This window comes from Croceicoccus naphthovorans, from assembly GCF_001028705.1.
Taxonomy (GTDB): Bacteria; Pseudomonadota; Alphaproteobacteria; order Sphingomonadales; family Sphingomonadaceae; genus Croceicoccus; species Croceicoccus naphthovorans.
In genome coordinates, this window is the sequence record NZ_CP011770.1 from 1215578 (window position 1) to 1239636 (window position 24059).

Sequence of the window (24059 nt, forward strand, 5' to 3'; positions counted from 1 at the left end):
TTATCAGGGATGATTGCATGAAGTTCGCCGATCTCGGCCTGTCTGAAGAATTGCTGAAATCGGTCGAAACGGCCGGTTATGACGAACCGACGCCGATTCAGGCGCAAGCGATCCCCAGCGTGCTGATGATGCGCGACCTGATCGGCATCGCCCAGACGGGTACGGGCAAAACGGCCAGCTTCGTGCTGCCGATGATCGACATCCTGGCGCACGGTCGCCGCCGCGCGCGGATGCCGCGTTCGCTGATCCTTGAACCGACCCGTGAACTGGCGGCGCAGGTTGCCGAGAACTTCGAGAAGTACGGCACCAACCACGACCTGAAAATGGCGCTGCTGATCGGCGGCGTGCAGATGGCCGATCAGGTGAAGGCGCTGGACGAAGGCGTCGACGTGCTGATCGCCACGCCGGGCCGGTTGATGGACCTGTTCGAGCGGGGGAAGATCCTGCTGACCGGTTGCGACCTGCTGGTCATCGATGAGGCGGACCGCATGCTCGACATGGGATTCATCCCCGATATCGAGACGATTTGCGAAAAACTGCCGACGGCGCGCCAGACCCTGTTGTTCAGCGCAACGATGCCGCCGCCGATCAAGAAGCTGGCCGACCGGTTCCTGTCGAACCCCAAGAACATCGAAGTCAGCCGCGCGGCGAGCACGAACGACAACATCGCGCAGTTCAAGATGGACGTGCCCGCCCGCAAAAAGCGCGAGGCGCTGCGCTGGATCCTTGAAAACGACAATGTCAGCACCGCGATCATCTTCGCCAACCGCAAGACGACGGTGCGAGAGCTGAACAAGAGCCTGCAACGCCACGGTTTCCGCACCGGTGAAATTCACGGCGACATGGATCAGCCCGCGCGGCTGGCCGAACTGGCGCAGTTCAAGGAAGGCAAGATCAATATCCTATGCGCCAGCGACGTTGCCGCGCGCGGGCTGGACATCAAGGGCGTTAGCCACGTCGTCAATTTCGACTGTCCGTGGCACCCTGACGATTACGTCCACCGTGTGGGCCGTACGGGCCGCGCCGGGGCCAAGGGCCGCGCCTTCACCCTGATCGCGCCCGACGATGCCGAAGCGCTGGATAACGTGGAAAAGCTGACCAAGTCGAAGCTGCCCGCTTTCGATTTCAAGGCGCACTTCGCCGAACACGGCTATCCCGAATCGCAGGAAGAAAAGCCAGCCCGCCGCAGCCGTTCGCGCCGCGACGATGACGAGCGTGAGGATGAACGCGAAGAGCGGCCCAAGCGCGAACGCAAGCCGCGCGCCGAAAAGGCGGATCGCAAGCCAGAGCGTCAGTCGCGCCCGCGCCGCGACGAGGCCGAAGAGCCGAGCGAACCGGGCGCATGGAACGGCCCGGTGCCCGACTTCCTCGGCGTTTCGGCGTTTTAGGTCAGATCTGGTTTCGGATCAGGCCGCGGCCTGAATTTCCGTGAGCTTCAGATCGAACGTCAGGTCTTGACTCGCAAGCGGATGGTTGCCGTCTGCGGTAATCGCTTCGGGACCGACTTTGGTGATCACCATGTTGACGGTGTTCCCGTCCTGCTGCTGCGCGCTTAGCTGCATGCCGGGCTGTGGTTCCGGCTCTGCGGGCAGGTTGGCGCGCGGGATTTCGACGATCATCTCTTCCCTGCGCGGACCGAAGGCGTTGGCGGCTTCGATCGTCACCGACGTTTCGCCGCCGACCTCCATGCCGGTCAGCGCATCCTGAATTTGCGGGAAAATCTGATCGCCGCCGATGGTCACGGCCTGTGGTCCCTGCTGTCCGGTGTTGCCCACGACTTGCCCATCGCCGGTCTTCACGACGTAGTTGATAAGGACGGTGTCACCGCTCTTCGCAGTCTGCATGAAAATTCCTTTGGGATTTTACGGTTCGGCGCACGGCGCGCCGTCTGGACCGACGCCCGCAGTGGCGCCGCATTCGCCCCAAGGGTCGCAAGCGAGGGCCGCTGAGTCAAATCGGCGGCGGAGCGGCGGGCATGCCTGTCGTTCAGGCCGGCCTTACGAAGCTGTCGATCACGCGCTTCGAAGTTCCGCTTTCAAACGCAATTTCCAGCTTGTTGCCTTCCTGCCCGATGACCTCGCCATAGCCGAACTTGTCATGGAATACGCGGTCCCCGATGGCGATGTCGGTGCGGGCCTTCGCGGCAAAGCTGGCGGCGCTGCGCCGTGCCTCTGGGATGCGGCGCGGGGTCGGATCGTATTCACTCGCCGCTGCGCGTTGCCAGCCGGGGCCGCGGGTCATCGTGCGAGCGGGCTGCGCCTTGGCGACGTGGGCGAAAGGATCGCCGCTTTCGGACCATTGTGCCCGCCATAGCGAGGCGCCGCCGGTCATCGTCGTCTCCATCTCGATCATCGCCTCGGGCAATTCCTCGACGAACCGGCTTGGGATAGAGCTGGTCCACTGGCCATAGATGCGCCGGTTCGCGGCGTGCAGGATCGTGCATTCGCGCCGCGCCCGCGTGATTGCGACATAGGCAAGGCGGCGCTCTTCCTCGAGGCTTTTGAGGCCGCCTTCGTCGATTGCGCGCTGTGACGGGAAGACGCCTTCCTCCCAACCGGGCAGGAAGACGTGATCGAATTCCAGCCCCTTCGCGCCGTGCATCGTCATGATGGTCAGCGTATCCTCGGTATCCTTTGCATCGTTGTCCATGACAAGGCTGACGTGTTCGAGGAATGCGCCCAGCGTCTCGTACTCCTCCATCGCGCGGGCGAGTTCGGACAGGTTTTCCAGACGCCCCGCCGCCTCGGCAGATTTTTCCGCCTGGAGCATCGCGGTATAGCCGCTCTCGTCCAGCACCGTGCGCGCCAGTTCGGCCGGGCTGAGCGTCTGCGCAGCCTCTCGCCAACGCGCGAAATCGCGCATCAGGGCAAGCAGCGTATTGCGCCCCCGCGCGGGCAGTTCGTCGGTATCGCAGATTTCCAGCGCCGCTTGCGCCAGCGGAATGCCCTGCGCCCGCGCGTGAACATGCAGCTTTTCCAGCGCCTTTGCGCCAAGCCCGCGTTTCGGCGTGTTGTAGATCCGCTCGAACCCAAGATCGTCGCTGGGCTGGGCGATGACGCGCAGATAGGCGAGGGCATCGCGAATTTCGGCGCGCTCGTAAAAGCGAAACCCGCCGATGATCTTGTAGGGCAGGCCGATCTGGATGAAGCGGTCCTCGAACTCGCGCGTCTGGAACTGCGCGCGGACAAGGATCGCTGCCTGCGAGAGCTTGATCCCACGTCGGGTCAGACCCTCTGCCTCGTCCCCGATGCGGCGGGCTTCCTCCGATCCGTCCCACACCCCGATCACCCGGACTTTTTCGCCCGATCCGATCTCGGTCCACAGCGTCTTGCCCAGACGTTCGGAATTGGCATCGATCAGGCCCGATGCGGCGGCGAGGATTTCGGGCGTGGAGCGATAGTTCTGCTCCAGCTTGATAACCTTCGCGCCGGGAAAATCCTTTTCGAACCGCAGGATATTGGCAACTTCTGCGCCGCGCCATGAATAGATGGACTGGTCGTCATCGCCCACAACGCAGATATTGTGACGCGGTTGGGCGAGCAGACGAAGCCACAGATACTGAACGACGTTGGTGTCCTGATATTCGTCCACCATGATATATTTGAACCGCTGGCGATAACTGTCCAGAATGTCCTTCTCACGCCGAAAAATGTTCAGCATGTGCAGCAGCAGGTCGCCGAAATCGCAGGCGTTCAACGCCTTCAGCCGGTTCTGGTAAAGGCCGTAAAAATGCGCGCCCTTGCCGTTGGCATAGGCCTCGTTCTCCGCCGCATCGAGGTCCGCCGGGTTCAGCCCGCGGTTCTTCCAGCGGTCGATCAGCCCGGCCAGTTGCCGCGCGGGCCAGCGCTTTTCGTCGAGATTTTCCGACTGGATCAGCTGTTTCAACAGCCGGAGCTGATCGTCGGTATCGATAATCGTGTAATTCGATTGCAGCCCGACGATTTCCGCATGCCGCCGCAGCATCTTTGCCGCGACCGCATGAAACGTGCCCAGCCACGGCATCCCTTCGACGGCAGGGCCCGCCATCCGGCCAACGCGTTCGCGCATTTCGCGGGCGGCCTTGTTGGTGAAAGTGACACACAGAATCTCGCTCGGCCACGCCCGACGCGTTGCGACGAGGTGTGCAAGACGCGCGGTAAGCGCCGCCGTCTTGCCGGTTCCCGCCCCGGCCAGCATCAGAACCGGGCCTTCGGTGGTCAGAACCGCATCCCTCTGCGGCGGATTCAGCCCGAAAAGCCACGGTTCCTGCGGGTTTCCGGCAGTTTCGGGCAGATTGGCGGCAAGGGGGGAATCGCGGTCGCTCACCCGTGAACAGGTAGGGAACGCCGCGCGCGCACGCAAGGCGCTAAGCGGAACGAATCCAACACGAACGGCGTTTCTTAACCAAAATCAATCCGATTACAGGAGACCCTGATGAAAACCCTTTTGAAGGCTGGCGCCGCCGTGATGCTTGGCGCCGCGACTATCGCCGCCCCGACCATCGCGACCGCGCAGGACGCCGTCGGCGGCACGAACAGTGTTCAAGACAAGCGTGGCTATGACGCGCTGGATGCCGCACAGCAGACCGAGTACGACGCTTGGCCCGCCGAGTACCAGACGGTCTATATGGGTTGGCCGTATGAGTATCAGACCGAGTTCTGGACCTATCCGGTCGACTATCGCACGACATACTGGGATTGGCCCGCCGACTATCGCACCGCGTACTGGGATTGGCCGGCGGATTACCGCACAGCCTATTGGGCTTGGCCGAACAATTACCAGACCTATTACTGGGATCTGACGGCAGAGCAGCAGACCGCATGGTGGGCGCTGACCGATGCGCAGCGCGGCCAGATTCTGGCCATGACGCCGGAACAGCAACTGGCGGCTTGGGATTCGATCAATGCGCAGATCGCCGCGCAGCAGGAGCCGACGAAGGTCATGGCGTCGAACGCGACGGTCGAACCCGCGCCGGCGGCTCGCACAGGTGAGTATCCGATCTGTGGCGGCGAGATTCAGGATAGCTGCATCCAGCCGCGCGCTGCCGGTAAGAACTATGGCAACGTGCCGCTCGATTACTGGCCGGGGCAGCCCGCCAGCCAGATGTAATCGCATGAAGCACACCGGGCGCGGGTAAGCGATCCCTGCGCCTTGGGTGCGGGGCGGTGCGCGCCATGGCGCCACCGCCCCTTTTCGTGCGCGTTTACCATGTCATGGGATCGGGGTTGCCTTATCGGCCCTGATGCGGCCTAATCCCCGACATCGGAATGGAATTAAGGGGAAACATTTCCATGAAGAAAATGATCGCAGCATCGCTGGCCGCCGGGCTGGTTTCGGTCGCCGCACCGGCACTGGCCGACCATCACGAAGAGATGAAGGCCGAAGTCGTAGAGCGGAACGAGAAGGGCCATGCCATCAAGGTAAAGGTGGGCGACACGGTCTATCCGGTTTGCACGCCCGAGTCGCAGGACGGCTGCATCAACCCGCGTGAGGCTGGCCTGAATTTCGGCAACGCGCCGCTGGATCACTGGCCGGGCGCACCTGCCAGCGGGCTGACCCCGGCGGAGAAGATGCGCACGGCGGAGCAGAACGCGGCGATAGCTGCCGAGGCAGAGGCCGAAGCGCCCGCAGAGTAATCGCTATCGGGCGCAGGCCTCGATTAGATGTTGGCGAGGCGCAGCAAGTGAATGCGCCCCTTGCCGCTGTCGCGCACGGTGTCGACATCGAACCCGGCGACGGAGAGATCTTCCTTGCGCGAAGTCTCGATACTGATCCACGCGCCGGGCGCGATCCAGCCGAGCCGGTTCAATTTGTCGAGCGCCACCGCGCCCGCCCCGGTTTCATAGGGTGGATCCATCATGATCAGATCGGGCTGTTCCTGTGCGGGGCCGAGCGCCATGACCGACGATGCCCGCACATCGCACTTCGCCTTGGCGTCGAAACTGGCGATGTTCTTGCGTAGCGCCTTCACCGCATTGGCGTCCTGTTCGACCAGAAGCACGCGGTCCGCGCCGCGCGATAGAGCCTCCAGCCCCAGTGCGCCCGATCCGGCAAAAAGGTCGGCGACGTAAAGACCTTCGAAACTCCCGATCCGGCTGGCCAGCATGGAGAACAAAGTCTCACGCGTCCGGTCCGCCGTGGGCCGCGTGGTCTCGCCATCGGGCGCGACCAGCTTGCGCCCGCGCCATTCGCCCGCGATGATGCGCATTCCGCCGGGGCCGGATTTTTTCGGGCTTTTCACCGCGCCGCCTCGCGCTTCATGGCCTTGCGGAACCGCTCCACCTCTACCTGCGGCACTTCCACCGCCGCTCCGCGCGGCAGGTCGGCCAGTACGAACGGGCCGTAGGCGATGCGCAACAAGCGCGATACCTGCAGTCCGAGATGTTCGAGGACGTTGCGAACCTCGCGGTTCTTGCCCTCGGTCAGCGTCATCTCGATCCAGTTCTGGAGGCCGTTGCGGCGTTCCAGATTCGCCTCGATCTGGCCGTAGTGCACGCCGTCGACAGTGATGCCCTCGAACAGCGCCTCCAGATCGTTTTGCCCGACTTTGCCCATCGCCTTGGCGCGATAGGTGCGCGGAATTCCGGACGATGGCAGCTCCAACGCGCGTTTGAACTCACCGTCGTTGGTAAGGAGCAGCAGACCCTCGGTATTATAGTCCAGCCGTCCCACCGGCATCACGCGCGGCGTTCCCTGTGGCAGCGCATTGCGCAGCGCGGTGTAGATCGTCGGGCGGCCCTTGGGATCGCGCTCCGCCGTCAACAGGCCCGCGGGCTTGTGAAACAGGAACAGCCGCGTCGGTTCGGGCGCGCCGACCGGTTTGCCATCCACCGTCACGCCGCGCAGGCTGGTCAGGACTGTGGCGGGCGTGTCGAGAACCTCACCGTCGATGGCGATGCGACCGTCGGCGATCATGCGCTCCACCTCGCGGCGGCTGGCTATGCCTGCGCGGGCAAGCAACTTCGCGATGCGGTCGCCTTCACGCGGCGGGCCGTCCTGCGCCGGTTTGGCGGGCGGTTTGGGCGCGCCGGTGGGCTTGCGCCGGAACGGCGGGCGCTTCCCCGGGCGGCGGTCGTTGGGGACGGGCGGTTTACCCGGCGGCTGTCTGGGCGGTTTGTTCACGGCAGCGCCATGCGCCATCCGCTCTTGATGCACAAGGTGGGGGACAGGTCCGGCGTGCGATTGCAACCTTCGCGACTGTCTCTAGTTTGAAGTGGTGCAGATACGGGAGCGCGCATGACGACGATCAACGAAGCCGAAAGCAATCCCGACGCCGAACCGGCCAAGGATACGAAACCGGGCTTCCGTAAATTGCTGTCGTCGCTGGGCAATCGCAAGACGGCCTATATGCTGTTGTTCGGGTTTGCGTCGGGCCTGCCCTATACGCTGCTGCTCTCGACGCTCTATGCGTGGATGAGCGATGCCGAGGTCGATCTTGAGACAATGGGCGTCTTCTCGCTGATCGGACTGGCCTTCGCATTCAAGTTCCTGTGGTCGCCGTTACTGGACCGGATCGACATTCCGGGCATCAAGCGGCTGGGCCATCGCAAGCAATGGATCGTGACCGCGCAGTTTTCGCTGGCGGTGATCCTGGTGATCGTCTCGCGGCTCGATCCGGGCAGCGCCATCGGCATGATGTCGCTTCTGGCCGGGATCGGCGCCTTTGCCAGCGCGACGCAGGATGTGGTGATGGACGCATGGCGCGTCGATGTCGCGGACGAGGTGGCGACGATCGATATTCTTTCCACCGTGTATCAGCTGGGCTGGCGTTCTGCGGTTCTGGTCGGCGGCGCACTGGCGCTGTTCATGGCAGAGCGGCTGGGCTGGCCGACGGTCTATGCGATTTTGGGTGCGACGATGGGGCTGGTCGCGCTGGCCGCGATTTTCGCGCCCGAGCCGGACCAGACGGTCGCCTCTATCGCTGCCGACGACGAATCGCTGCGGGTGCTGCGCGATGCGGGGCAGCTGAGCCCGAAGGTGCGCGGCTGGGCGCTGGCCATCGTTGGCGTGTTGTGGGCCTGGGCGCTGGTGACGGTAGGCGTGTTCATGGTCCGCTCGCTGTCCAGCGATCCCGACGCGCGGCCCGATTCGGTTGAATTCATCCAGAACATGGGGCCGGTGATCGTGATCGCGACGGTCGTGGTGCCGGTGATCATCGCAGCGGTGCTGGAAAACTGGCGGCGCAAGGGGCGTTATGTCTTGGCGGCTGCCGCGCCGAAGAAGGGCAGTCTGGATGGTTTCGTCGATCAGGGTTACCGCGCGCTGATCCTCCCGCTGGCGGAGTTTGTCGGTCGGCTGGGCTGGGCGGTGATCATCGTGCTGACGCTGGTGCTGTCGTACCGTTTTACCGACACCGTTTGGGGCAGCTTTGCCTATCCATTCTACCTCGGCGAGTTGAACTATACGAAGGACGAGGTTGCGGTTGCGTCAAAGTTCTTCGGCGTCGGCGCGCTGATGGCGGGTATCGCGCTGGGCGGGGCGCTGTTCAGCTTTATCGGGCGCATGGCCGTGCTGTTTCTGGGCGCTTTGACGGCGGCGCTGTCGAACCTGCTCTATGCCGATCTCGCACTGGGCGGGTACACGATGCAGGCAGTGTCGAACTTTACCGGGTTCACGATGCTGGTCGAATGGCTGGGCGGCGATGCACGGCTGGCAAAGCTGATGGTGGCCATCGCGGGCGAGAACCTTGCGGGCGGTTTGGCGGGGGCTGCTCTGGTGGCCTATTTGTCGTCGATCACGGCCAAGGGATACTCGGCGGTGCAATACGCGCTGCTGTCTTCGCTGACGTTCCTGATCGGCACGCTGGGGCGCGGGGCGCTGGGCCAGATGATCGACGAGCAGGGGTATTACCCGGTGTTTATCCTGACCACGCTGCTGGGCTTTGTCGCGGTGGTTGCGTGTATCGTCGAATGGATTCGCGTGCGGCGACTGGGCAAGGGCGCGGGGATGGTCGCGCCGGTTTAGCAAACGAGCTTAGTCGGGCCACTCCTCGTTGGCGCGCAGGACTTCGCCCGCGAGGTAGAGCGAGCCGCAGATCAGGACCGGGCCTTCGCCTTTCAGGGCACGGAGGGCGTCGGCAACGCTGGCGGCTGTGGAAGTTTTGGGCACGCCTGCTTCGGAAGCGATCCTCGCCAGATCGGCAGGCGGATAGGAATCGTGAGACGGCAACGGGACGGCGGTGAAGCTGGCCAACCTGTCGGCGAACGGCGCGAGAAATCCGCCCGCATCCTTCGCATCGAGCATTGCGCTGACCGCATGGATCGGGGCGTTGAGTTTGCGGAAAAAATCGCCCAGCACCCGCCCCGCATCGGGGTTGTGCCCACCGTCAAGCAGGACCCGCGAAGGACGCACGATCTTCGTCAACGGCCCATCGCCCAACCATTGCAGCCGCGCGGGCCACTGCGCGTCCAGCACGCCGACTGCCAGCGCCTCCGCCGATACCGTCATCTGATCCTGATGCCGCAGCATCGCCACCGCCAGCGCCGCATTATCCGCCTGAAATGCGCCGGGCAGAGTGGGCAGCGGCAAAGTCAGCGCCCCGTGTCCGTCCCGATATTCGATCGTCGCGCCTGCCGTCGCGTCCCAGTCCTTGCCCCGCATGTGTAGCGGCGCGCCCGCGACCATAGCCGCACGCTCGAGCTCGGCCTCTGCTTCCGTACCGTAAGCCTGGGTCACCACCGGCACCCCCGGCTTGACGATGCCCGCCTTCTCGAACGCGATGCGTGCCATCGGATGCTCCGGCACGCCATCTTCGGGCGCGAGCAGAAACCGTTCGTGATCCAGCCCGAGCGAGGCGATCCCGCATACGGCGGGCCGTGCGATTACGTTCGTCGCATCGAACCGCCCACCAAGCCCGACTTCGACCACGCAGGCATCGGCAGGCGTACGCGCAAAGGCAAGGAACGCCGCCGCGGTCGTGATCTCGAAAAAGCTGGCCCCGATATCCGACCCGGCGTCCAGCACCTCGGCCAACACGTCCGCCAGTGCATCGTCGGAAATCAGTTCACCCGCCAGCCGGATACGCTCGTTGTACCGGACGAGATGCGGGCTGTTGAACTGGTGCACCCGCTTGCCGTCCGCCTCCAGCATGGCGCGCAGAAAGGCGCTGGTCGAACCCTTGCCATTGGTTCCGGCGATATGGAACACCGGCGGAAGGCGTTCATGCGGGTTGCCCACCCGCGCCAGCAATTCGCGCACCGGGTCCAGCCCCAACCGCCCTTGCGGCAGGCTCAGCGCCGCCAACCGGTCAAGCTGCGCCTGCACCGCCGGACTGTCCGAAACCGCGAAATCGCGCATCAGCGTGCGCCGTTCAGGCGGCCTGTTTCGCCGCCATCAGGTAGTCGATCACCTCGGCCAGCGTGCCGCGCAGGTCCTTGCGATGCACGACCATGTCGATCATGCCGTGCGCGTGCAGGTATTCGGCGCGCTGGAACCCTTCGGGCAGCTTCTCGCGGATCGTATCCTGGATAACGCGCTGTCCGGCAAAGCCGATTAGGGCGTTGGGTTCGGCCATCTGGATATCGCCCAGCATCGCATAGCTGGCGGTCACACCGCCCGTCGTCGGGTCGGTCAGCACGACGATATAGGGCAGGCCCGCCGCCTTCAGCTGCTGGATCGCCACGGTCGTCCGCGGCATCTGCATCAGCGAGAGGATGCCTTCCTGCATCCGCGCGCCGCCCGCAGCGGTAAAGATCACATAGGGTGCCTTCTCGGCCACCGCGCGGCTGACGCCTGCAAGGAACGCCGCGCCCACGGCCATGCCCATCGACCCGCCCATGAAGCCGAAGTCCTGCACGCCGACCACCGCCTTGCGCCCGTCGATAGCGCCGACCGCATTGGTCAGCGCATCGGGGTGCGGCGCGTTGTGGCGCGCGGCTTTCAGCCGGTCGGTGTACCGCTTGGAGTCCTTGAACTTCAGCGGGTCCTCTTTCACCGTCGGGGCGGGCAGCACCTCGAAACCGGGGTCCATGATCTGCCCCAGCCGGGCATCCGCCCCAATGCGGCCGTGATCGTCACAGCGCGGGCAGACCCACAGGTTTTCCTCGTAATCCTTGGTGAACAGCATCTCCTGACACTTCTTGCATTTCTGCCAGAGGTTGTCGGGCGTATCGCGCTTGGTGACGAACGGGATGCGGTTGCGAACGCGGGTGAGCCAGCTCATCAGGCGGTCTCCTTCGCTATGTGGACGGCGTGGGCAAGGGCGGCGGTCAGTTCGCGCACATGCGCGGGGGCGTCGGCGCCATGCTTGCCGACGAGTTCGACCAGGGCCGATCCGACAACGACGCCATCGGCGACGCGCGCGATCGCGCCGGCCTGTTCGGGGGTGCGCACGCCGAAGCCGACCGCGACGGGCAGGTCGGTTCCGGCCTTGAGGCGGGCAACGGCCTGTTCGATGGAATCGGTGGCGGCCTGTTGCAACCCGGTGATCCCGGCGACCGAGACGTAATAGAGAAACCCGGTCGCGGTTTCGAGCACCTGCGGCAGGCGCGCCGCATCGGTTGTCGGCGTGGCGAGGCGGATCGTGGCGACGCCAGCACCGCGCAGCGCGGGGCCAAGCTCGGCATCTTCCTCTGGCGGGGTGTCGACGCAGATCACGCCGTCGACCCCGGCCTTCTGGCACTGGTCCGCGAACCAGTCCGCGCCGCGCCGGATCATCGGGTTGGCATAGCCCATCAGGACCAGCGGCACCTCTGGATGGCGCGCGCGGAAATCGGTGGCGAGCTTGAACACGTCGGCGGTCTTGGTTCCCTTGCCGAGCGCGCGCAAGTTGGCGAGCTGGATCGCGGGGCCGTCGGCCATCGGATCGGTGAAAGGCATGCCCAGCTCGATCACGTCGGCCCCGCCTTCGACAAGCGCGTCGAGCACGGAAGCGGTATCGCCGTCACCGGCGGTGACGAAGCAGATGAGGGCGGGGTGCGGCTTGCCGAAGGCGTTGGCGAGGCGGGTCATCGAGAGACCTCCACGCCTTCGTCATTCCGGCGAAGGCCGGAATCCAGATAGCGCAGTGCATCCCGCACTGGATCCCGGATCAAGTCCGGGATGACGGAGGGGAAAACGCTATTCACAACGCCACCCCCAGCGCGTCGGCCACGGTGAAGATATCCTTGTCCCCGCGCCCGCACAGGTTGGCGCAGATGATCGCGTCTTGCGGCATTTCGCGTGCGACTTTCACCACCGCCGCGATGGCGTGGCTGGGTTCCAGCGCCGGGATGATGCCCTCGGTCCGGCAAAGCAGCTGGAATGCGTCCAGCGCCTCCTTGTCGGTTGCCGAGGTATAGTCGACGCGGCCTGTTTCCTTCAGCCACGAATGCTCCGGCCCGATGCCCGGATAATCGAGGCCCGCGCTGATCGAGTGGCCCTCTGTGATCTGGCCGTCCTCGTCCTGCAACAGATAGGTCTTGTTGCCGTGCAGCACGCCCGGCGATCCGCCCGCCAGCGAAGCCGCGTGTTCCTTGTCCAGCCCGTGCCCGGCGGCTTCCACGCCCAGCATCTTTACCTCGGCATCGTCAAGGAATGGGTGGAACAGCCCGATCGCGTTCGACCCGCCGCCGATCGCCGCCACCAGCAGGTCGGGCAGTCGCCCGGTGCGCGCCAGCATCTGTTCGCGCGCCTCGCGCCCGATCACGCTCTGAAAATCGCGAACGAGTTCGGGATAGGGGTGCGGGCCCGCCGCGGTGCCGATGATGTAGAACGTGTCGTGTACGTTAGCGACCCAGTCGCGCAGCGCCTCGTTCATCGCGTCTTTCAGCGTCGCGGCCCCGGCCTTCACCGGCTTCACCTCTGCGCCCAGCAGCTTCATGCGGAACACGTTGGGCTGCTGCCGCTCCACGTCCTTGGCGCCCATATAGACGACGCAGGGCAGGCCGAAGCGCGCCGCCACCGTCGCCGTTGCCACGCCGTGCTGGCCCGCGCCGGTTTCGGCAATGATCCGCGTCTTGCCCATGCGCACGGCAAGCAGGATCTGCCCGATGCAGTTGTTGATCTTGTGCGCGCCGGTGTGGTTCAGTTCGTCGCGCTTGAACCAGACTTGCGCGCCTTTACCCTCCGGAGAGGACTTGCGCAGTTCCTCGGTCAGACGCTCTGCATAATAGAGCGGGCTGGGACGACCGACGTAGTGCTCCAGCAGGTCCTCGAACTCCGCCTTGAAGGCGGGGTCGGTCTTGGCCTTGTTGTATTCTTTTTCAAGGTCGAGAATGAGCGGCATCAGCGTTTCGCTGACATAGCGACCGCCGAACTGGCCGAAATGGCCGCGCTCGTCCGGCTGGTTGCGGAAACTGTTCGGTTGGGGCGTCTCGTTCATCATGCTTTCCCGGCGTTGGGGTTTATCCAACGTTTCTGGCCGCTTTGCAGAACGCGGCGATCTTGTCCACGTCCTTGACCCCCGGTTCGCTTTCCACGCCAGAGGATACGTCGACCAGCGGGGCGGAAGTGATGGCAAGCGCTTCGGCCACGTTGTCCGGCCCGATCCCGCCCGCAACACCCCAGGCGATTGGGCTGCGATAGCTGGCCAGCAGGGTCCAGTCGAAGCGCAGGCCCATCCCGCCGGGCAGCGTGCCTTTGGGCGTCTTGGCATCGAACAGGATCAGGTCGGCGGCCTCTCGGTAGAGCTTGGCGCGCTCGATATCGTCCGAGCTTGCAACGGGCAGTGCCTTCCACACGGGCAGGTCGAACCGGGCCTTCAATGCTGCGGCGCGGCCCGGTGCCTCTGTGCCGTGGAGTTGCAGCGCATCGAGCCCGGCGGCAGCGACCGCCTCTGCGATCAGGTCGTCCTCGGCATCAACAAACAGGCCGACGCGCTTGATCCGGCCCTGCGCCCGTTCACCCAGCGGCGCCGCTTCGCGCGGAGTCAGGGCGCGGGGGCTGGGCGGATAGAACACGAACCCGGCGAAATCGGCATGCGCGCCGATCGCCGCCTCCAGCGCATTGGCCGCATTGATGCCGCAGATCTTGATACGAGTCGTCGCCATGCGGGCGGCGTTAGGCGGATGCGAGACGCTTTTCCAGAACCACGAAGTGCAGCGGCACCGGCTGTGCAACCGGAAACGGCCTGCGCTCGCCCGTGCGGACGTATCCGGCGCGTTCGTACCACGCGATCAGTTCCGTGCGATTTTCGATCACCGTCATCTCGATCGCCTGCGACCCCAGATGCCCGCACAGCGTCTCTGCCGTGGTCAACAGGCGAGAGCCGAGACCCGCAGACTGGAACGGCGGATCGACGCAGAGCAGGCCGAGATAGGCCAGTGCCCCGTTGTCGGTGACGGTAACGCAGCCGACGATGTCCGCACCTTGCCGCGCGACGAAGATCGCGACGTTGGGATCGGCGAACAGCGTAACCAGTTCCTCCGGCTCGATCCGTTCGCCGCCGACAAGGTCTGCCTCATGGGTCCAGCCCATGCGGGCATGGTCGCCGCGATAGGCGCCCTCGATCATGTCTTTCAGCGCGGGAAGGTCGGACGGGCGCGCCGCCCCGATTTCAACGGGCACTTTCACCGCGCGTAATCGGGCCAGAACGGGCCGCCCAGACCGCCGTTGAATGCAATATGCGTTATTGCGTTGGTGCCCATATCGTACTCTACCCCGAAGAACACGGGGCCGCCATCGCACACGCTGGTCGGCATGTATTTGGGGTTCGGTTCGACTGAGGAGGGCAGGTAATTGCCGTAGATGATCCGTCGTCCGTTGCGGACGATGCCGAACACCTCGCGGCTCCAGCGCGGATCGGCGACGATATAGCTCAGCGGATCGGGCGTTTCGGTGCCGGGGGTATAGCCGGGCTGCGCGGCCAGCGATTGCAGCACCGGGGCAAGTGCCGCCTCCATCGCTATCACGTCGGCATCCTGCGGGTCCCACCCGCCATCGACCGCCCCGGCGGCATTGCGCGAACAGACCGGCAGGGCGAACCCCGGCTCCGGCGCGGCCAGAACGGTGGTTTCGGGGGGCAGGGTCGTCGCAGCAACGGCTGCGGCAAGCACGAGGCTAAGGACCATGCCTAGAGCGTCGCCTCTATCGCGCGGGCGGCGGCAAGCGGGTCTTCTGCCTTCGAAATCGGGCGGCCGATGACAAGCACGCTGGCCCCGTCGTCGCGCGCCTGACGCGGGGTGACGACGCGTTTCTGATCGCCGACATTGCTGCCTGCCGGACGCAGGCCGGGGACGACGAAGAACCCGTTCTTCCACTGCTTGTGGACCGATCCGACCTCTTGTCCCGAACAGACGATCCCGTCGAGACCTGCGGCTTCGGCCAGTTCGGCAAGGCGCATCACCTGATCGTGGGCAGAGCCGGCGACGCCCGTGCGCGACAGGTCGTTCTCGTCAAGGCTGGTCAGCATCGTGACCGCGACGATCTTGGTATTTTCACCCGCAGCGGCTTTCGCATCCTCCATCATTGCGCGCCCGCCCGATGCGTGGACAGTGACGATGGCGGGTTCCAGCACGTGGATCGCCTGCATCGCGCCGGCGACGGTATTGGGAATGTCGTGCAGCTTCAGGTCGAGAAAGATCGGCAGGCCAACGTGCGCCAGTTCCATCACCCCGTGATGTCCGTGCGCGCAAAAGAATTCGAGGCCGAGCTTCACGCCGCCGACGTGGCCCTTGACCTTTTCGGCCAGCACCTTCGCCGCATCGAGGCGCGGAACGTCAATCGCAACGTAGACGGGGTTGCTCATAGGGGCTGGGGCTTCTCGCTATCGCGCACGAAAGTGTGCTGTTCTTCTTCACGCGCGGCGACCAGAGAGGCCTGCGCCGCCTCAAGCGAGGTGATCCGCCGCTTCAGCCGCCAGCGCGCGGCCCGGTGGAACAGCCACATCGGCAGCAGGCCCAGCAGGAACGAGGTCAGGATCAGCACCGGCAACGGCGTTTCCAGTTCCAGCCCCGACCAGATCGCGACTTCCACCCGGAACCAGTTGGCATAGGCGAACACCGCAAGCCCCGCGACGATCACAGCCCAGACGACGGTCTTTACGATCTGCAAACCTGTTCTCCCGCTAATCCCGCTTTCCCCGCGACGCTAAACCGGCGCGCGGCGATTGGCCAGAGTTCGATTGTCCGAACAGGCCTTACCCGAATACACCTGTTATCCGAAGACTCTGGCGAAAATCGTGTCGACGTTCTTGAAGTGATAGTCGAGGTCGAACTTCTCTTCGATCTGATCCGGCGTCAGCGCGGCGGTCACTTCGTCATCGGCCTTCAGCAGGTCGAGCAGCGACAGTTCGCCGTCCGATTCCCAAACCTTCATCGCGTTGCGCTGGACAAGGCGATAGGCATCCTCGCGGCTGACCCCGGCTTGCGTCAGGGCCAGCAGCACCCGCTGCGAGTGGACGAGGCCGCCCATGCGGTCGAGGTTCTTCTGCATCCGCTCAGGGTAAACCAGCAGCTTCTCGATCACGCCGGTCAGGCGCGCGAGGGCGAAGTCGAGCGTGATGGTCGCGTCCGGCCCGATGAACCGTTCGACCGAGGAGTGCGAGATGTCGCGTTCGTGCCAGAGCGCCACGTTCTCCATCGCCGGAACGGTCGCACCGCGCACCACGCGGGCAAGGCCGGTGAGGTTCTCGGTCAGGATCGGGTTGCGCTTGTGCGGCATGGCCGACGAACCCTTCTGACCGGGCGAGAAGTATTCCTCCGCCTCCAGAACTTCGGTGCGCTGCAGGTGACGCACTTCGACGGCCAGACGTTCGATGGACGAAGCGATCACGCCCAGCACCGCGAAGAACATCGCATGGCGGTCGCGCGGGATGACCTGCGTCGAGACCGGCTCTACCGACAGGCCCATCTTTTCGGCAACGTATTCCTCGACGCTGGGGTCGATGTTGGCAAAGGTGCCGACCGCGCCGCTGATCGCGCAAGTGGCGATTTCCTTGCGGGCAAATTCAAGGCGTTCCTTGCAGCGACTGAACTCGGCATAGGCTTCGGCCATTTTCAGTCCGAAAGTCACCGGTTCGGCATGGATGCCGTGGCTGCGCCCGATGGTGGGCGTGTACTTGTGCTCTTCAGCGCGGGTCTTGATCGCGGCGAGCAGCTTGTCGAGGTCTTCCAGCAGGATCGCGGCGGCGCGGTCCAGCTGCACGGCCAGCGTGGTATCCAGCACGTCGGAGCTGGTCATGCCCTGGTGCATGAAGCGCGCCTCGTCGCCGACGTTTTCGGCGACCCACGTAAGGAAGGCGATTACGTCGTGCTTGGTCACGGCCTCGATCGCATCGATCGCTTCTACGTCGATCTTCGGGTTCGTCTTCCACCAGTCCCACAGCGCCTTGCCCGCGCTGGCGGGAACGACGCCGAGTTCGCCCAGTTTGTCGGTCGCGTGCGCCTCGATCTCGAACCAGATCGAATATTTCATCTCCGGTTCCCAGATCGCGGTCATCGCGGGGCGGGCATAACGTGGGACCATGGTCGACTCCGTGGGGCAATTGGCTTTGTTCGGTGCAGCAGAGGCTGCGTTTGGCAGGGCGGCTAGGGGGAGGGGGCGCAAATGGCAAGGATCATCGCGGTCTGATCGCGTCCCGATCCACAGGCCGATCCACGGGCGACAGGCGCGCGGCGGGATGCTAGGGCGCGCGCCGCGCCAGCCGTTTCCGGCCCGCAATCGGCGCGAAGGACGACGATGACGACGCGCCGGTATGACTTGCTGACTTACGCGATGCTGGGCGGCGCGGTCTTGTTCTGGGCGGGGAATTCGATCGTCGGGCGCGCGGTGCGCAACGATATCGACCCGATCTCGCTTTCGCTGTTGCGCTGGATCGGGGCCACGCTGGTCGTCGCGCCGCTGGCCTTGCCGCACCTGCGCACCGACTGGCCGAAGATTCGCGAAGGGTGGAAAGCGACCGCCATCATCTGTCTTGCCGGGATCGCGGGGTTCAACACGCTGCTCTATGCCGGGCTGGCGCAAACGTTGGCGACGAATGCTTTGTTGATACAGGCGGCGATTCCCGGGCTTGTCCTGATCCTTGGGGCCTTGGCGCTGGGGCAGAAAGAGCCACGTATGAAAGTGCTGGGTATCGTGTTGTCGGTACTGGGCGCGGCGTTCACGGTGTTTCGCGGCAGCATCGATGCGGTTCTGGGGCTGGAACTGGGCAAGGGCGATCCGCTGGTGCTTGCCGCCTGCGTGACGTGGGCGATCTATACGCTGTCACTGCAATTCGCACCCAAGGTGCGGCCCGCCAGCTTTCTCTTCGTGACCTTTCTGGGCGGTGCCCTGGTACTGTCTGTGGTGGCGATGGTCGTGCCGGGGCGGCACTTTGAATGGTCGACAGGCGCAGCGCTGGGCGTGGGTTATACGGGGGTGTTCCCCTCGGTTCTCGCCTATTTTTTTTACAACGCCGCCGTGGCGCGGGCCGGTCCGGCGCAGGCGGGGCAGGCGATTGCGATGATGCCGATCATCGGCGCGTTGCTGGCAGCGCTGCTGCTGGCAGAGCCGCTGCACTGGTATCACGCGGTTGGCATGACGATGATCGTTGCGGGGATCGTGATCGCCGCCCGCGCGCACCCTCAGCCGCGATAGGTCAGGTCGATTCGCGTCATGCCCGTTTCGAAGCCCTCGGCATTGAAACGGCGTTCGGCGATGGTTCCGGTGCCATCCTTGCCGATGGCGACAACCGTGCTGCACCGCGTGCCATAAAGCGGGTCGCGGATGAACACCGGTGCGTTTTCGCTGTCGGCCTCGGCCCTCGGACCGCCCTTTCCGAGCATTGCGAAAAAGGCATCTTCATTTGGTGGGCCGAAGTCCAGCACCCCGCGCATATCGTCGATCAGCCGGTCGACCTTGGGCCAGGGATCGGTAAAGGCAGCGTTCGACAGGCCATAGTATCCGCCCAAGTCCATCGCGCGCGGTTCGGCCATCGTGCGGTTGTCGACGATCCAGCCGTGCGGCCCGTCGATCAGGATCAGGCTGAACCCGTTGTAGTCGGCCAGCGAGGACCAACGATCCTCCACCCGGTGCCAGTCGCCGGTCAGCCAATCGGTGACCAGTGCCCCGCGCGATGGTGCATCGGCGCGGAAATTCGTGGGATCGCGAAAGTTGGTAATCAATGCCAGCCGCCCCGCCTGTTCCGACACGCCGATCCACGTGCCGCCCGATTTCAGGTCGCGTCCGGCGGTGATTCCGCTCCCATCGTTCCAGCGAGACAGCGGCGCGGTGGGGCGGTCGTGGAATTCGTCACGATTGGCGATGACGACCAAAGGGTAATCCGGGTCGCACCGCCACGCGCAGACGGCGATGCACATCAGATCAGGCCCTTACTCTTGAGCGACACATGCCCCGCACGCCCGATGATGATATGATCGTGGACCGTGATGTTCAGCAACCGCCCCGCCTCGGCAATGCGGTTGGTGATCTGGATGTCGGCGCGGCTGGGTTCCGGGTTGCCGCTGGGGTGATTGTGCACAAGGATGAGCGCTGCCGCGCCCAGTTCCATCGCGCGGCGGATCACTTCGCGCGGGTGGATCGCGGCTTCGTCCAACGATCCGTCGCCAAGGTGCTCGTCCTGAATCAGCCGGTTCTGCGCATTCAGATAGAGCACGCGCACACGCTCGACCGTCAGGTGCGCCATATCGATGGTGAGGTAGTCGATCAGCGCCTGCCACGATCCCAGCACCGGCTTGTCCTGCACTTCGGCACGGGCAAGGCGGCGGGTTGCCAGCGCCACGATCTTCAGGGCCGCGGCACTGGTCTCGCCCATGCCGGGGTGCGTTTCCAGCGCCTTGCGATCGGCGTTGAATACGCCCGCCAGACTGCCGAACCGCTGGATAAGCGACCGCGCCAATGGCTTCACATCGCGCCGGGGAATCGCGGTCATCAACAGGTATTCGACGATCTCGTGATCGGCCAGGGCGTCGCTGCCGCCGTCCAGCATCCGGGCGCGCAATCGGGCACGGTGCCCTTTCGGATCGGTCCCATCGTTGCGCGGTTTACCACCGGGGGCATTGCCGCCGTCGCCGATGGGCAGACTGTCCTGACCGCTGCTCAAAAGAAATGCGTCCCCGGTTGCGGCACCGTTCGTGCCGATAATCGTTTTGGACCATTGCCTTTGGCTACGGCCCCGCGCAAGACTTGCGGCGCGGCCATGATAAAACGAATTCCGCGCGGGCGTAACCTGCTCGGCCAGAACAGGATATTCTTCGCAGCCTGACGATGAGCGAAAGTGCCGCCGATCCCGAAGTCGGTCCCGACGACCTCCCGCTGACGCCCCGTCGTCGCAGTCGCATGCGCCGTGCCGCGCTGGCGGGCGGGGCCGTGATCGTCGTCGCGCTGGTCGGCGCATGGTTTTCGCGCGAGCGCATCGCGGACGGCCTCATTGCCGATACACTGGCCAGCTACGACCTGCCCGCGCGATACGAAATCGCCTCGATCGGTCCGGGACAGCAGGTGATCGAGAATGTCGTGATCGGCGATCCGACGAATCCCGACATGACGGTGGACCGCGCGGTCGTGGTCATCAAATACAGCTTCGGCATGCCGCGCATCGGCGGGGTGCGGCTGGTCAATCCGCGCATGTATGGGCGGCTGGTGGACGGGCGGGTCAGCTTCGGCACGCTGGACCGCGTGCTTTATACCGGGCCGTCGGATCAGCCGTTCCGTCTGCCCGATATGCGCGTGGCCATCGATGACGGGCGGGCGCTGATCCGATCAGACTATGGCAACATGGGCGTGAAGCTGGCGGGGCAGGGCAACCTGCGGGGCGGTTTCAGCGGGGTGATGGGCGCAGTCGCCCCGCGCCTGACCGATGGCGACTGCACCGCGCGCGATGCCAGCATTTACGGCACGATCACGATCAAGGACGAGCAGCCGAATTTCTCCGGCCCGCTGCGCTTGGCGGGCATCGATTGCGAACGGCGTGATTTCGCGCTGGGTCAGGCGATGTTGAACCTGAATGCGACCGCATCGAAGGAAATGGACAGCGCCCGGATCAAGGCCAGCGCGCTGAGCGGACGGCTTGCCTACGCCGGGCAATCGCTGGGCAGCCTGGCGGGCGACATTGCGCTGTCCATCGATTCGCGCGGACTGACCAGCGATGTCGACCTGACCGGCGCGGAGGCATCGCTGGCGGGCGTGGCACTAACGCGAGTTGGCGTGGATGGCGCGATCCGGGCGCGCGAGGGTTTCAGCAACCTTGCCTTCGACGGCAGCTTCAGCGGCGTGGGCCTGCGCCCCGGCGGCGGGCTGAATGGCACGCTGGGCGACTTGCAGGCACAGGCGAATGGCACCTTGCTGGCTCCGCTGTTGGCCAAGATGCGCGGTGCACTGGCGCGCGAAGGGGCCCGCAGCACGCTGGACGGCGAGGTTCAGGCGCGATTCGGCAAGGACAGCGCTTCTGTCATCCTGCCCCATTTCGTGTGGAACGGGACCAGCGGCGCGACGCTGCTGGAAATATCGCGCGGTCAGTGGAGCCGTGCCGGGACCGCGCCCGCACGGCTGGCCGGACATTTCACCACCGGCGGACAGAACATGCCGCGCATATCGGGCCGCATGGAGCAGGCCGGTCGCGGAGAGCGGCGGATGCAGGTGTCGATGGCCGAATATGCCGCGGGCGATGCGCGGCTGGCGATCCCTGCGCTCGACGTGCGACAGGATGCGGCAGGCACGGTGCGGCTGAACGGGACGGTCAACGCCAGCGGGGCGATTCCTGGCGGCATGGTGCAGGGGCTGGAACTGCCGGTCAGCGGCGGTTGGCGGCAACGTGGCGGACTGGCGCTATGGCCGGGCTGCGTTACGCCGAAGTTCGCGCGGCTCGAACTGGCCAGCCTGACGTTGCAGCGCCAGAACCTGACGCTTTGTGCGCCGCGTGACGGGGCGATCCTGCGCAGCGATGCGGCGGGCACGCGGTTTGCGGCGGGCGTGCCGTCGCTCGATCTGGCGGGTACGCTGGGTGACACCCCGGCAACAATTCGCGGTGGGCCGGTGGGGCTGGGCATTCCCGGTACGCTGGTGGCGCGCGATCTCGACATTTCGCTGGGGCCGGACGAATCGGCCACGCGCTTTCGTTTAAGCGAGCTGACCGCCGACATCGGCTCCGACATTTCGGGCCGGTTCGAAAATGCAGAGTTCCGGCTTGCCGCCGTGCCGCTGGACGTAGCGCAGGCCTCTGGCGATTGGGCATGGCGCGACGATGCGCTGATCATCGAAAACGGCGCGATTCGCGTGACCGACCGGCAGACGGATGCCCGGTTCCAGCCGATGGTCGCCCGCGATGCGACGCTGCGCTTTGCCGACGATACGATCACCGCTGACGCCCTGCTGCGCGAGGAAACGACGGATCGCGAAATCGTGGACACCCATATCGTCCACCGCCTGTCGAGCGGGACCGGCCATGCCGACCTTGCCGTGCGCGGCATTACCTTCGACGATCAGCTTCAGCCCGACACCGTCACCCGCCTTGCGCTGGGCACCATCGCCAACGCCGAAGGTACCGTCACGGGCACCGGACGGATCGACTGGGATGAGGCGGGGGTAACCTCCACCGGGTCGTTCAGCACCGATTCGCTGGACTTCGCCGCCGCGTTCGGGCCGGTCACAGGCCTCTCCGGAACGGTCGAGTTCACCGACCTGCTTGCGCTGAAAACCGCGCCGAATCAGCGGTTGTCGATTCGAGAGATCAACCCCGGCATCGTCGTCGATTCGGGGGTCGTGGATTTCCAGATCGGCGAGAACCTCGCGCTCGACCTCAATGGCGCGACCTTCCCGTTCATGGGCGGAACGCTGACGATGCAGCCGACGCGCATGAACCTCGGCCAGACCGAGGTCCGCAGCTATATTTTCGTGATAGAGGGGCTGGACGCGGCCAAGTTCCTCGAACGCATGGAACTCGCGAATCTTTCCGCCACCGGCACGTTCGACGGCACGATCCCGCTTATCTTCGACGAAAATGGCGGGCGGATCGAAGGCGGCGTGCTCAACTCGCGACAGCCGGGCGGCAACGTGTCTTACGTCGGCGAACTGACGTACGAGGATATCACCCCCATCGCCAACTTCGCCTTCGACGCGCTGAAATCGCTTGATTACCAAAAGATGCGTATCGGACTGGACGGGCGGCTTGAGGGCGAGATCGTCACCAAGGTCCGCATCGACGGAGTGACACAGGGTGAGGGGGCGACCAGCAACATCATCACCAAGCGGCTCGCCAACCTGCCGATCCGCTTCGACGTCAACGTGCGCGCACCGTTTATGCAGCTGCTCTCCAGCTTCAAGTCGCTTTACGACCCGGCATCGGTACGCGATCCGCGCTCGCTGGGCCTGATCGACGGAGAGGGCGAGCCGCTGTTGGGGGCGGAAGTGAACGGCAACGATATTCAGCCATCCGAAAGCGAGACAATGCCATGAATGCTGCCAAATGGACGGCTTTATTGACCTTTGCGACACGCGACAGGCATATCGCCCCGATGATGGTCACGGGGGGAAGAATGCGGCGCATGGCGCAAATCGGCGCAGCTGGCGCGGTGTTATGCGGGCTTTCGGCCTGCATCAACGTGAACGCCCCGGCAGAACCGATCGTCATAGAGCTCAATGTGAACATCAAGCAGGAGGTGCTCTACCGACTCGTCGATTCGGCGGAGGAGAACATCTCGGAAAATCCGGAGATCTTCTGATGACCCGCAAGAACCGCATTATCGCAATTGCGCTGGCGCTGGCCGCCGCGCCCGCGATGTTGGCCGCGCCCTCGTTCGCCGCAGACCGCGACCCGGCTTATGCCGCCGCCCGCGCCAACGGCACGATTGGGGAGAAGATGGACGGCTACCTCGGATTCGTCGGGTCGCCTTCGCCCAGCCTGAAGGCGCTGGTCGACGACCTGAACATTCGCCGCAAGGCCAGCTATGCCGATCGCGCCCGGGCGCAGAGCGTTACGATAGAGGAATTTGCCTTTACGCAGGGCTGTTTGCTGATCGCGCGCACCTCTGCCGGAGAGAAGTATCAGGCCCCCGACGGTTCGTGGCAGACCCGCGGTTCCGGCCCGGCACGGCTTGATCCCCGCTGTCCTTCGGCGGGCTGATCGGGCAGAGTTTTTGCAACAGCGAAGGGGCGGGTCATTCCCGCCCCTTTCTTGTACCTATTTCTGCAGCGCGGAAAAACAGGCGCGTTCGACCATTTGGCCATGT

At 64.8% G+C, this 24059-nt stretch carries 24 protein-coding genes; 8 read left to right on the forward strand and 16 right to left on the reverse strand.

The annotated features are described in order from the left end of the window. Positions 1 to 17 precede the first annotated feature (17 nt). The gene (locus AB433_RS06155) at positions 18 to 1388 is read left to right on the forward strand and encodes a DEAD/DEAH box helicase (RefSeq protein ID WP_047820347.1); all 1371 of its coding nucleotides are present in this window, start codon (positions 18 to 20) and stop codon (positions 1386 to 1388) included. Between the two features lie 18 nt (positions 1389 to 1406). Here the strand turns inward: AB433_RS06155 and AB433_RS06160 are convergent, their stop codons facing one another. Further along, positions 1407 to 1844, reverse strand: a complete 438-nt coding sequence (locus tag AB433_RS06160; RefSeq protein ID WP_047820348.1) for an FKBP-type peptidyl-prolyl cis-trans isomerase — start codon at positions 1842 to 1844, stop codon at positions 1407 to 1409. A gap of 142 nt (positions 1845 to 1986) precedes the next feature. Next, a complete protein-coding gene (locus AB433_RS06165; protein WP_047820349.1) occupies positions 1987 to 4305 on the reverse strand; it encodes an ATP-dependent helicase in 2319 nt (772 codons plus the stop codon). A gap of 108 nt (positions 4306 to 4413) precedes the next feature. Between AB433_RS06165 and AB433_RS19380 the strand changes: the two genes are divergently transcribed. Next, positions 4414 to 5088 carry a hypothetical protein gene (locus AB433_RS19380; protein WP_053059018.1) on the forward strand — a complete coding sequence of 225 codons (675 nt, stop codon included), beginning with the start codon at positions 4414 to 4416 and terminating at the stop codon, positions 5086 to 5088. Positions 5089 to 5270: 182 nt separating this feature from the next. Continuing rightward, positions 5271 to 5615, forward strand: coding sequence for a hypothetical protein (locus tag AB433_RS06180; protein ID WP_047820350.1), 345 nt, complete (start codon positions 5271 to 5273; stop codon positions 5613 to 5615). A 23-nt stretch (positions 5616 to 5638) separates the two neighbouring features. Here the strand turns inward: AB433_RS06180 and rsmD are convergent, their stop codons facing one another. Beyond that, entirely contained in the window at positions 5639 to 6220 is a 582-nt protein-coding gene (rsmD, locus tag AB433_RS06185; protein ID WP_281177792.1) for a 16S rRNA (guanine(966)-N(2))-methyltransferase RsmD, read from the reverse strand. Next, positions 6217 to 7101 (reverse strand): pseudouridine synthase, encoded by an 885-nt coding sequence (locus AB433_RS06190; protein ID WP_375782402.1) that lies wholly within the window; start codon positions 7099 to 7101, stop codon positions 6217 to 6219. Before AB433_RS06190 ends, rsmD begins: the two co-directional genes overlap by 4 nt. Positions 7102 to 7215: 114 nt before the next feature. Here AB433_RS06190 and AB433_RS06195 point away from each other — a divergent pair, with 114 nt between their 5' ends. Continuing rightward, entirely contained in the window at positions 7216 to 8943 is a 1728-nt protein-coding gene (locus AB433_RS06195) for a muropeptide MFS transporter (protein ID WP_047820352.1), read from the forward strand. A gap of 9 nt (positions 8944 to 8952) precedes the next feature. Here the strand turns inward: AB433_RS06195 and AB433_RS06200 are convergent, their stop codons facing one another. The 10 genes from AB433_RS06200 to purB all read right to left on the reverse strand — a co-directional run bounded on the left by AB433_RS06200 (position 8953) and on the right by purB (position 17361). After that, positions 8953 to 10275: a bifunctional folylpolyglutamate synthase/dihydrofolate synthase gene (locus AB433_RS06200; RefSeq protein WP_047820353.1), complete on the reverse strand. Its 1323-nt coding sequence runs from the start codon at positions 10273 to 10275 to the stop codon at positions 8953 to 8955. A 13-nt stretch (positions 10276 to 10288) separates the two neighbouring features. Then, the gene (gene accD, locus AB433_RS06205; protein WP_047820354.1) at positions 10289 to 11140 is read right to left on the reverse strand and encodes an acetyl-CoA carboxylase, carboxyltransferase subunit beta; all 852 of its coding nucleotides are present in this window, start codon (positions 11138 to 11140) and stop codon (positions 10289 to 10291) included. Further along, positions 11140 to 11928 carry a tryptophan synthase subunit alpha gene (trpA, locus tag AB433_RS06210; protein ID WP_047820355.1) on the reverse strand — a complete coding sequence of 263 codons (789 nt, stop codon included), beginning with the start codon at positions 11926 to 11928 and terminating at the stop codon, positions 11140 to 11142. The genes accD and trpA overlap by 1 nt, the downstream gene beginning before the upstream one ends. A gap of 112 nt (positions 11929 to 12040) precedes the next feature. Then, a complete protein-coding gene (gene trpB, locus AB433_RS06215) occupies positions 12041 to 13282 on the reverse strand; it encodes a tryptophan synthase subunit beta (RefSeq protein ID WP_375782403.1) in 1242 nt (413 codons plus the stop codon). Between the two features lie 19 nt (positions 13283 to 13301). After that, positions 13302 to 13946, reverse strand: coding sequence for a phosphoribosylanthranilate isomerase (locus tag AB433_RS06220; RefSeq protein WP_047820356.1), 645 nt, complete (start codon positions 13944 to 13946; stop codon positions 13302 to 13304). A gap of 10 nt (positions 13947 to 13956) precedes the next feature. Next, positions 13957 to 14469 carry a GNAT family N-acetyltransferase gene (locus tag AB433_RS06225; protein WP_245626601.1) on the reverse strand — a complete coding sequence of 171 codons (513 nt, stop codon included), beginning with the start codon at positions 14467 to 14469 and terminating at the stop codon, positions 13957 to 13959. Then, complete coding sequence (locus AB433_RS19385; RefSeq protein ID WP_053059019.1) at positions 14466 to 14966, reverse strand: hypothetical protein; 501 nt, start codon at positions 14964 to 14966, stop codon at positions 14466 to 14468. The genes AB433_RS06225 and AB433_RS19385 overlap by 4 nt, the downstream gene beginning before the upstream one ends. 2 nt (positions 14967 to 14968) lie before the next feature. After that, positions 14969 to 15643: an orotidine-5'-phosphate decarboxylase gene (pyrF, locus tag AB433_RS06235; RefSeq protein WP_047820357.1), complete on the reverse strand. Its 675-nt coding sequence runs from the start codon at positions 15641 to 15643 to the stop codon at positions 14969 to 14971. Continuing rightward, a complete protein-coding gene (locus AB433_RS06240; protein WP_047820358.1) occupies positions 15640 to 15948 on the reverse strand; it encodes a lipopolysaccharide assembly protein LapA domain-containing protein in 309 nt (102 codons plus the stop codon). Before AB433_RS06240 ends, pyrF begins: the two co-directional genes overlap by 4 nt. Before the next feature lie 102 nt (positions 15949 to 16050). Further along, positions 16051 to 17361, reverse strand: a complete 1311-nt coding sequence (gene purB / locus AB433_RS06245) for an adenylosuccinate lyase (protein ID WP_047820359.1) — start codon at positions 17359 to 17361, stop codon at positions 16051 to 16053. 213 nt (positions 17362 to 17574) lie between these two features. On the opposite strand from purB, the gene AB433_RS06250 reads away from it, so the two are divergent. Then, complete coding sequence (locus AB433_RS06250) at positions 17575 to 18471, forward strand: DMT family transporter (RefSeq protein ID WP_047820360.1); 897 nt, start codon at positions 17575 to 17577, stop codon at positions 18469 to 18471. Here the strand turns inward: AB433_RS06250 and AB433_RS06255 are convergent. Beyond that, on the reverse strand, positions 18459 to 19193 hold the full coding sequence (locus AB433_RS06255; protein ID WP_047820361.1) for an NRDE family protein: 735 nt from the start codon (positions 19191 to 19193) through the stop codon (positions 18459 to 18461). The two genes, AB433_RS06250 and AB433_RS06255, sit on opposite strands and share 13 nt — an antisense overlap. Beyond that, positions 19193 to 19909: a RadC family protein gene (gene radC, locus AB433_RS20385; RefSeq protein ID WP_047823466.1), complete on the reverse strand. Its 717-nt coding sequence runs from the start codon at positions 19907 to 19909 to the stop codon at positions 19193 to 19195. The genes AB433_RS06255 and radC overlap by 1 nt, the downstream gene beginning before the upstream one ends. 191 nt (positions 19910 to 20100) lie before the next feature. On the opposite strand from radC, the gene AB433_RS06265 reads away from it, so the two are divergent. From AB433_RS06265 to AB433_RS06275, 3 genes are read left to right on the forward strand one after another with little or no spacing between them, the layout of a single operon-like run. Then, entirely contained in the window at positions 20101 to 23286 is a 3186-nt protein-coding gene (locus AB433_RS06265) for an intermembrane phospholipid transport YdbH family protein (RefSeq protein ID WP_053059020.1), read from the forward strand. Beyond that, complete coding sequence (locus AB433_RS06270; protein WP_047820362.1) at positions 23283 to 23552, forward strand: YnbE family lipoprotein; 270 nt, start codon at positions 23283 to 23285, stop codon at positions 23550 to 23552. Before AB433_RS06265 ends, AB433_RS06270 begins: the two co-directional genes overlap by 4 nt. Then, entirely contained in the window at positions 23552 to 23953 is a 402-nt protein-coding gene (locus AB433_RS06275; RefSeq protein WP_047820363.1) for a YdbL family probable chaperone protein, read from the forward strand. The genes AB433_RS06270 and AB433_RS06275 overlap by 1 nt, the downstream gene beginning before the upstream one ends. The last annotated feature ends 106 nt before the right edge of the window (positions 23954 to 24059 follow it).

Excerpts from the sequence above, each read along its gene's own strand:
- trpB (WP_375782403.1), bottom strand. The coding sequence starts at position 13,282 with ATGATGAACGAGACGCCCCAACCGAACAGTTTCCGCAACCAGCCGGAC.
- AB433_RS06160 (WP_047820348.1), bottom strand. The coding sequence starts at position 1,844 with ATGCAGACTGCGAAGAGCGGTGACACCGTCCTTATCAACTACGTCGTG.
- accD (WP_047820354.1), bottom strand. The coding sequence starts at position 11,140 with ATGAGCTGGCTCACCCGCGTTCGCAACCGCATCCCGTTCGTCACCAAG.
- purB (WP_047820359.1), bottom strand. The coding sequence starts at position 17,361 with ATGGTCCCACGTTATGCCCGCCCCGCGATGACCGCGATCTGGGAACCG.
- AB433_RS06155 (WP_047820347.1), top strand. The coding sequence starts at position 18 with ATGAAGTTCGCCGATCTCGGCCTGTCTGAAGAATTGCTGAAATCGGTC.
- trpA (WP_047820355.1), bottom strand. The coding sequence starts at position 11,928 with ATGACCCGCCTCGCCAACGCCTTCGGCAAGCCGCACCCCGCCCTCATC.
- AB433_RS06180 (WP_047820350.1), top strand. The coding sequence starts at position 5,271 with ATGAAGAAAATGATCGCAGCATCGCTGGCCGCCGGGCTGGTTTCGGTC.
- AB433_RS19385 (WP_053059019.1), bottom strand. The coding sequence starts at position 14,966 with ATGGTCCTTAGCCTCGTGCTTGCCGCAGCCGTTGCTGCGACGACCCTG.
- pyrF (WP_047820357.1), bottom strand. The coding sequence starts at position 15,643 with ATGAGCAACCCCGTCTACGTTGCGATTGACGTTCCGCGCCTCGATGCG.
- AB433_RS06250 (WP_047820360.1), top strand. The coding sequence starts at position 17,575 with ATGACGACGCGCCGGTATGACTTGCTGACTTACGCGATGCTGGGCGGC.
- AB433_RS19380 (WP_053059018.1), top strand. The coding sequence starts at position 4,414 with ATGAAAACCCTTTTGAAGGCTGGCGCCGCCGTGATGCTTGGCGCCGCG.
- AB433_RS06195 (WP_047820352.1), top strand. The coding sequence starts at position 7,216 with ATGACGACGATCAACGAAGCCGAAAGCAATCCCGACGCCGAACCGGCC.
- AB433_RS06265 (WP_053059020.1), top strand. The coding sequence starts at position 20,101 with ATGAGCGAAAGTGCCGCCGATCCCGAAGTCGGTCCCGACGACCTCCCG.
- AB433_RS06220 (WP_047820356.1), bottom strand. The coding sequence starts at position 13,946 with ATGGCGACGACTCGTATCAAGATCTGCGGCATCAATGCGGCCAATGCG.
- AB433_RS06255 (WP_047820361.1), bottom strand. The coding sequence starts at position 19,193 with ATGTGCATCGCCGTCTGCGCGTGGCGGTGCGACCCGGATTACCCTTTG.
- AB433_RS06275 (WP_047820363.1), top strand. The coding sequence starts at position 23,552 with ATGACCCGCAAGAACCGCATTATCGCAATTGCGCTGGCGCTGGCCGCC.
- AB433_RS06200 (WP_047820353.1), bottom strand. The coding sequence starts at position 10,275 with ATGCGCGATTTCGCGGTTTCGGACAGTCCGGCGGTGCAGGCGCAGCTT.
- AB433_RS06270 (WP_047820362.1), top strand. The coding sequence starts at position 23,283 with ATGAATGCTGCCAAATGGACGGCTTTATTGACCTTTGCGACACGCGAC.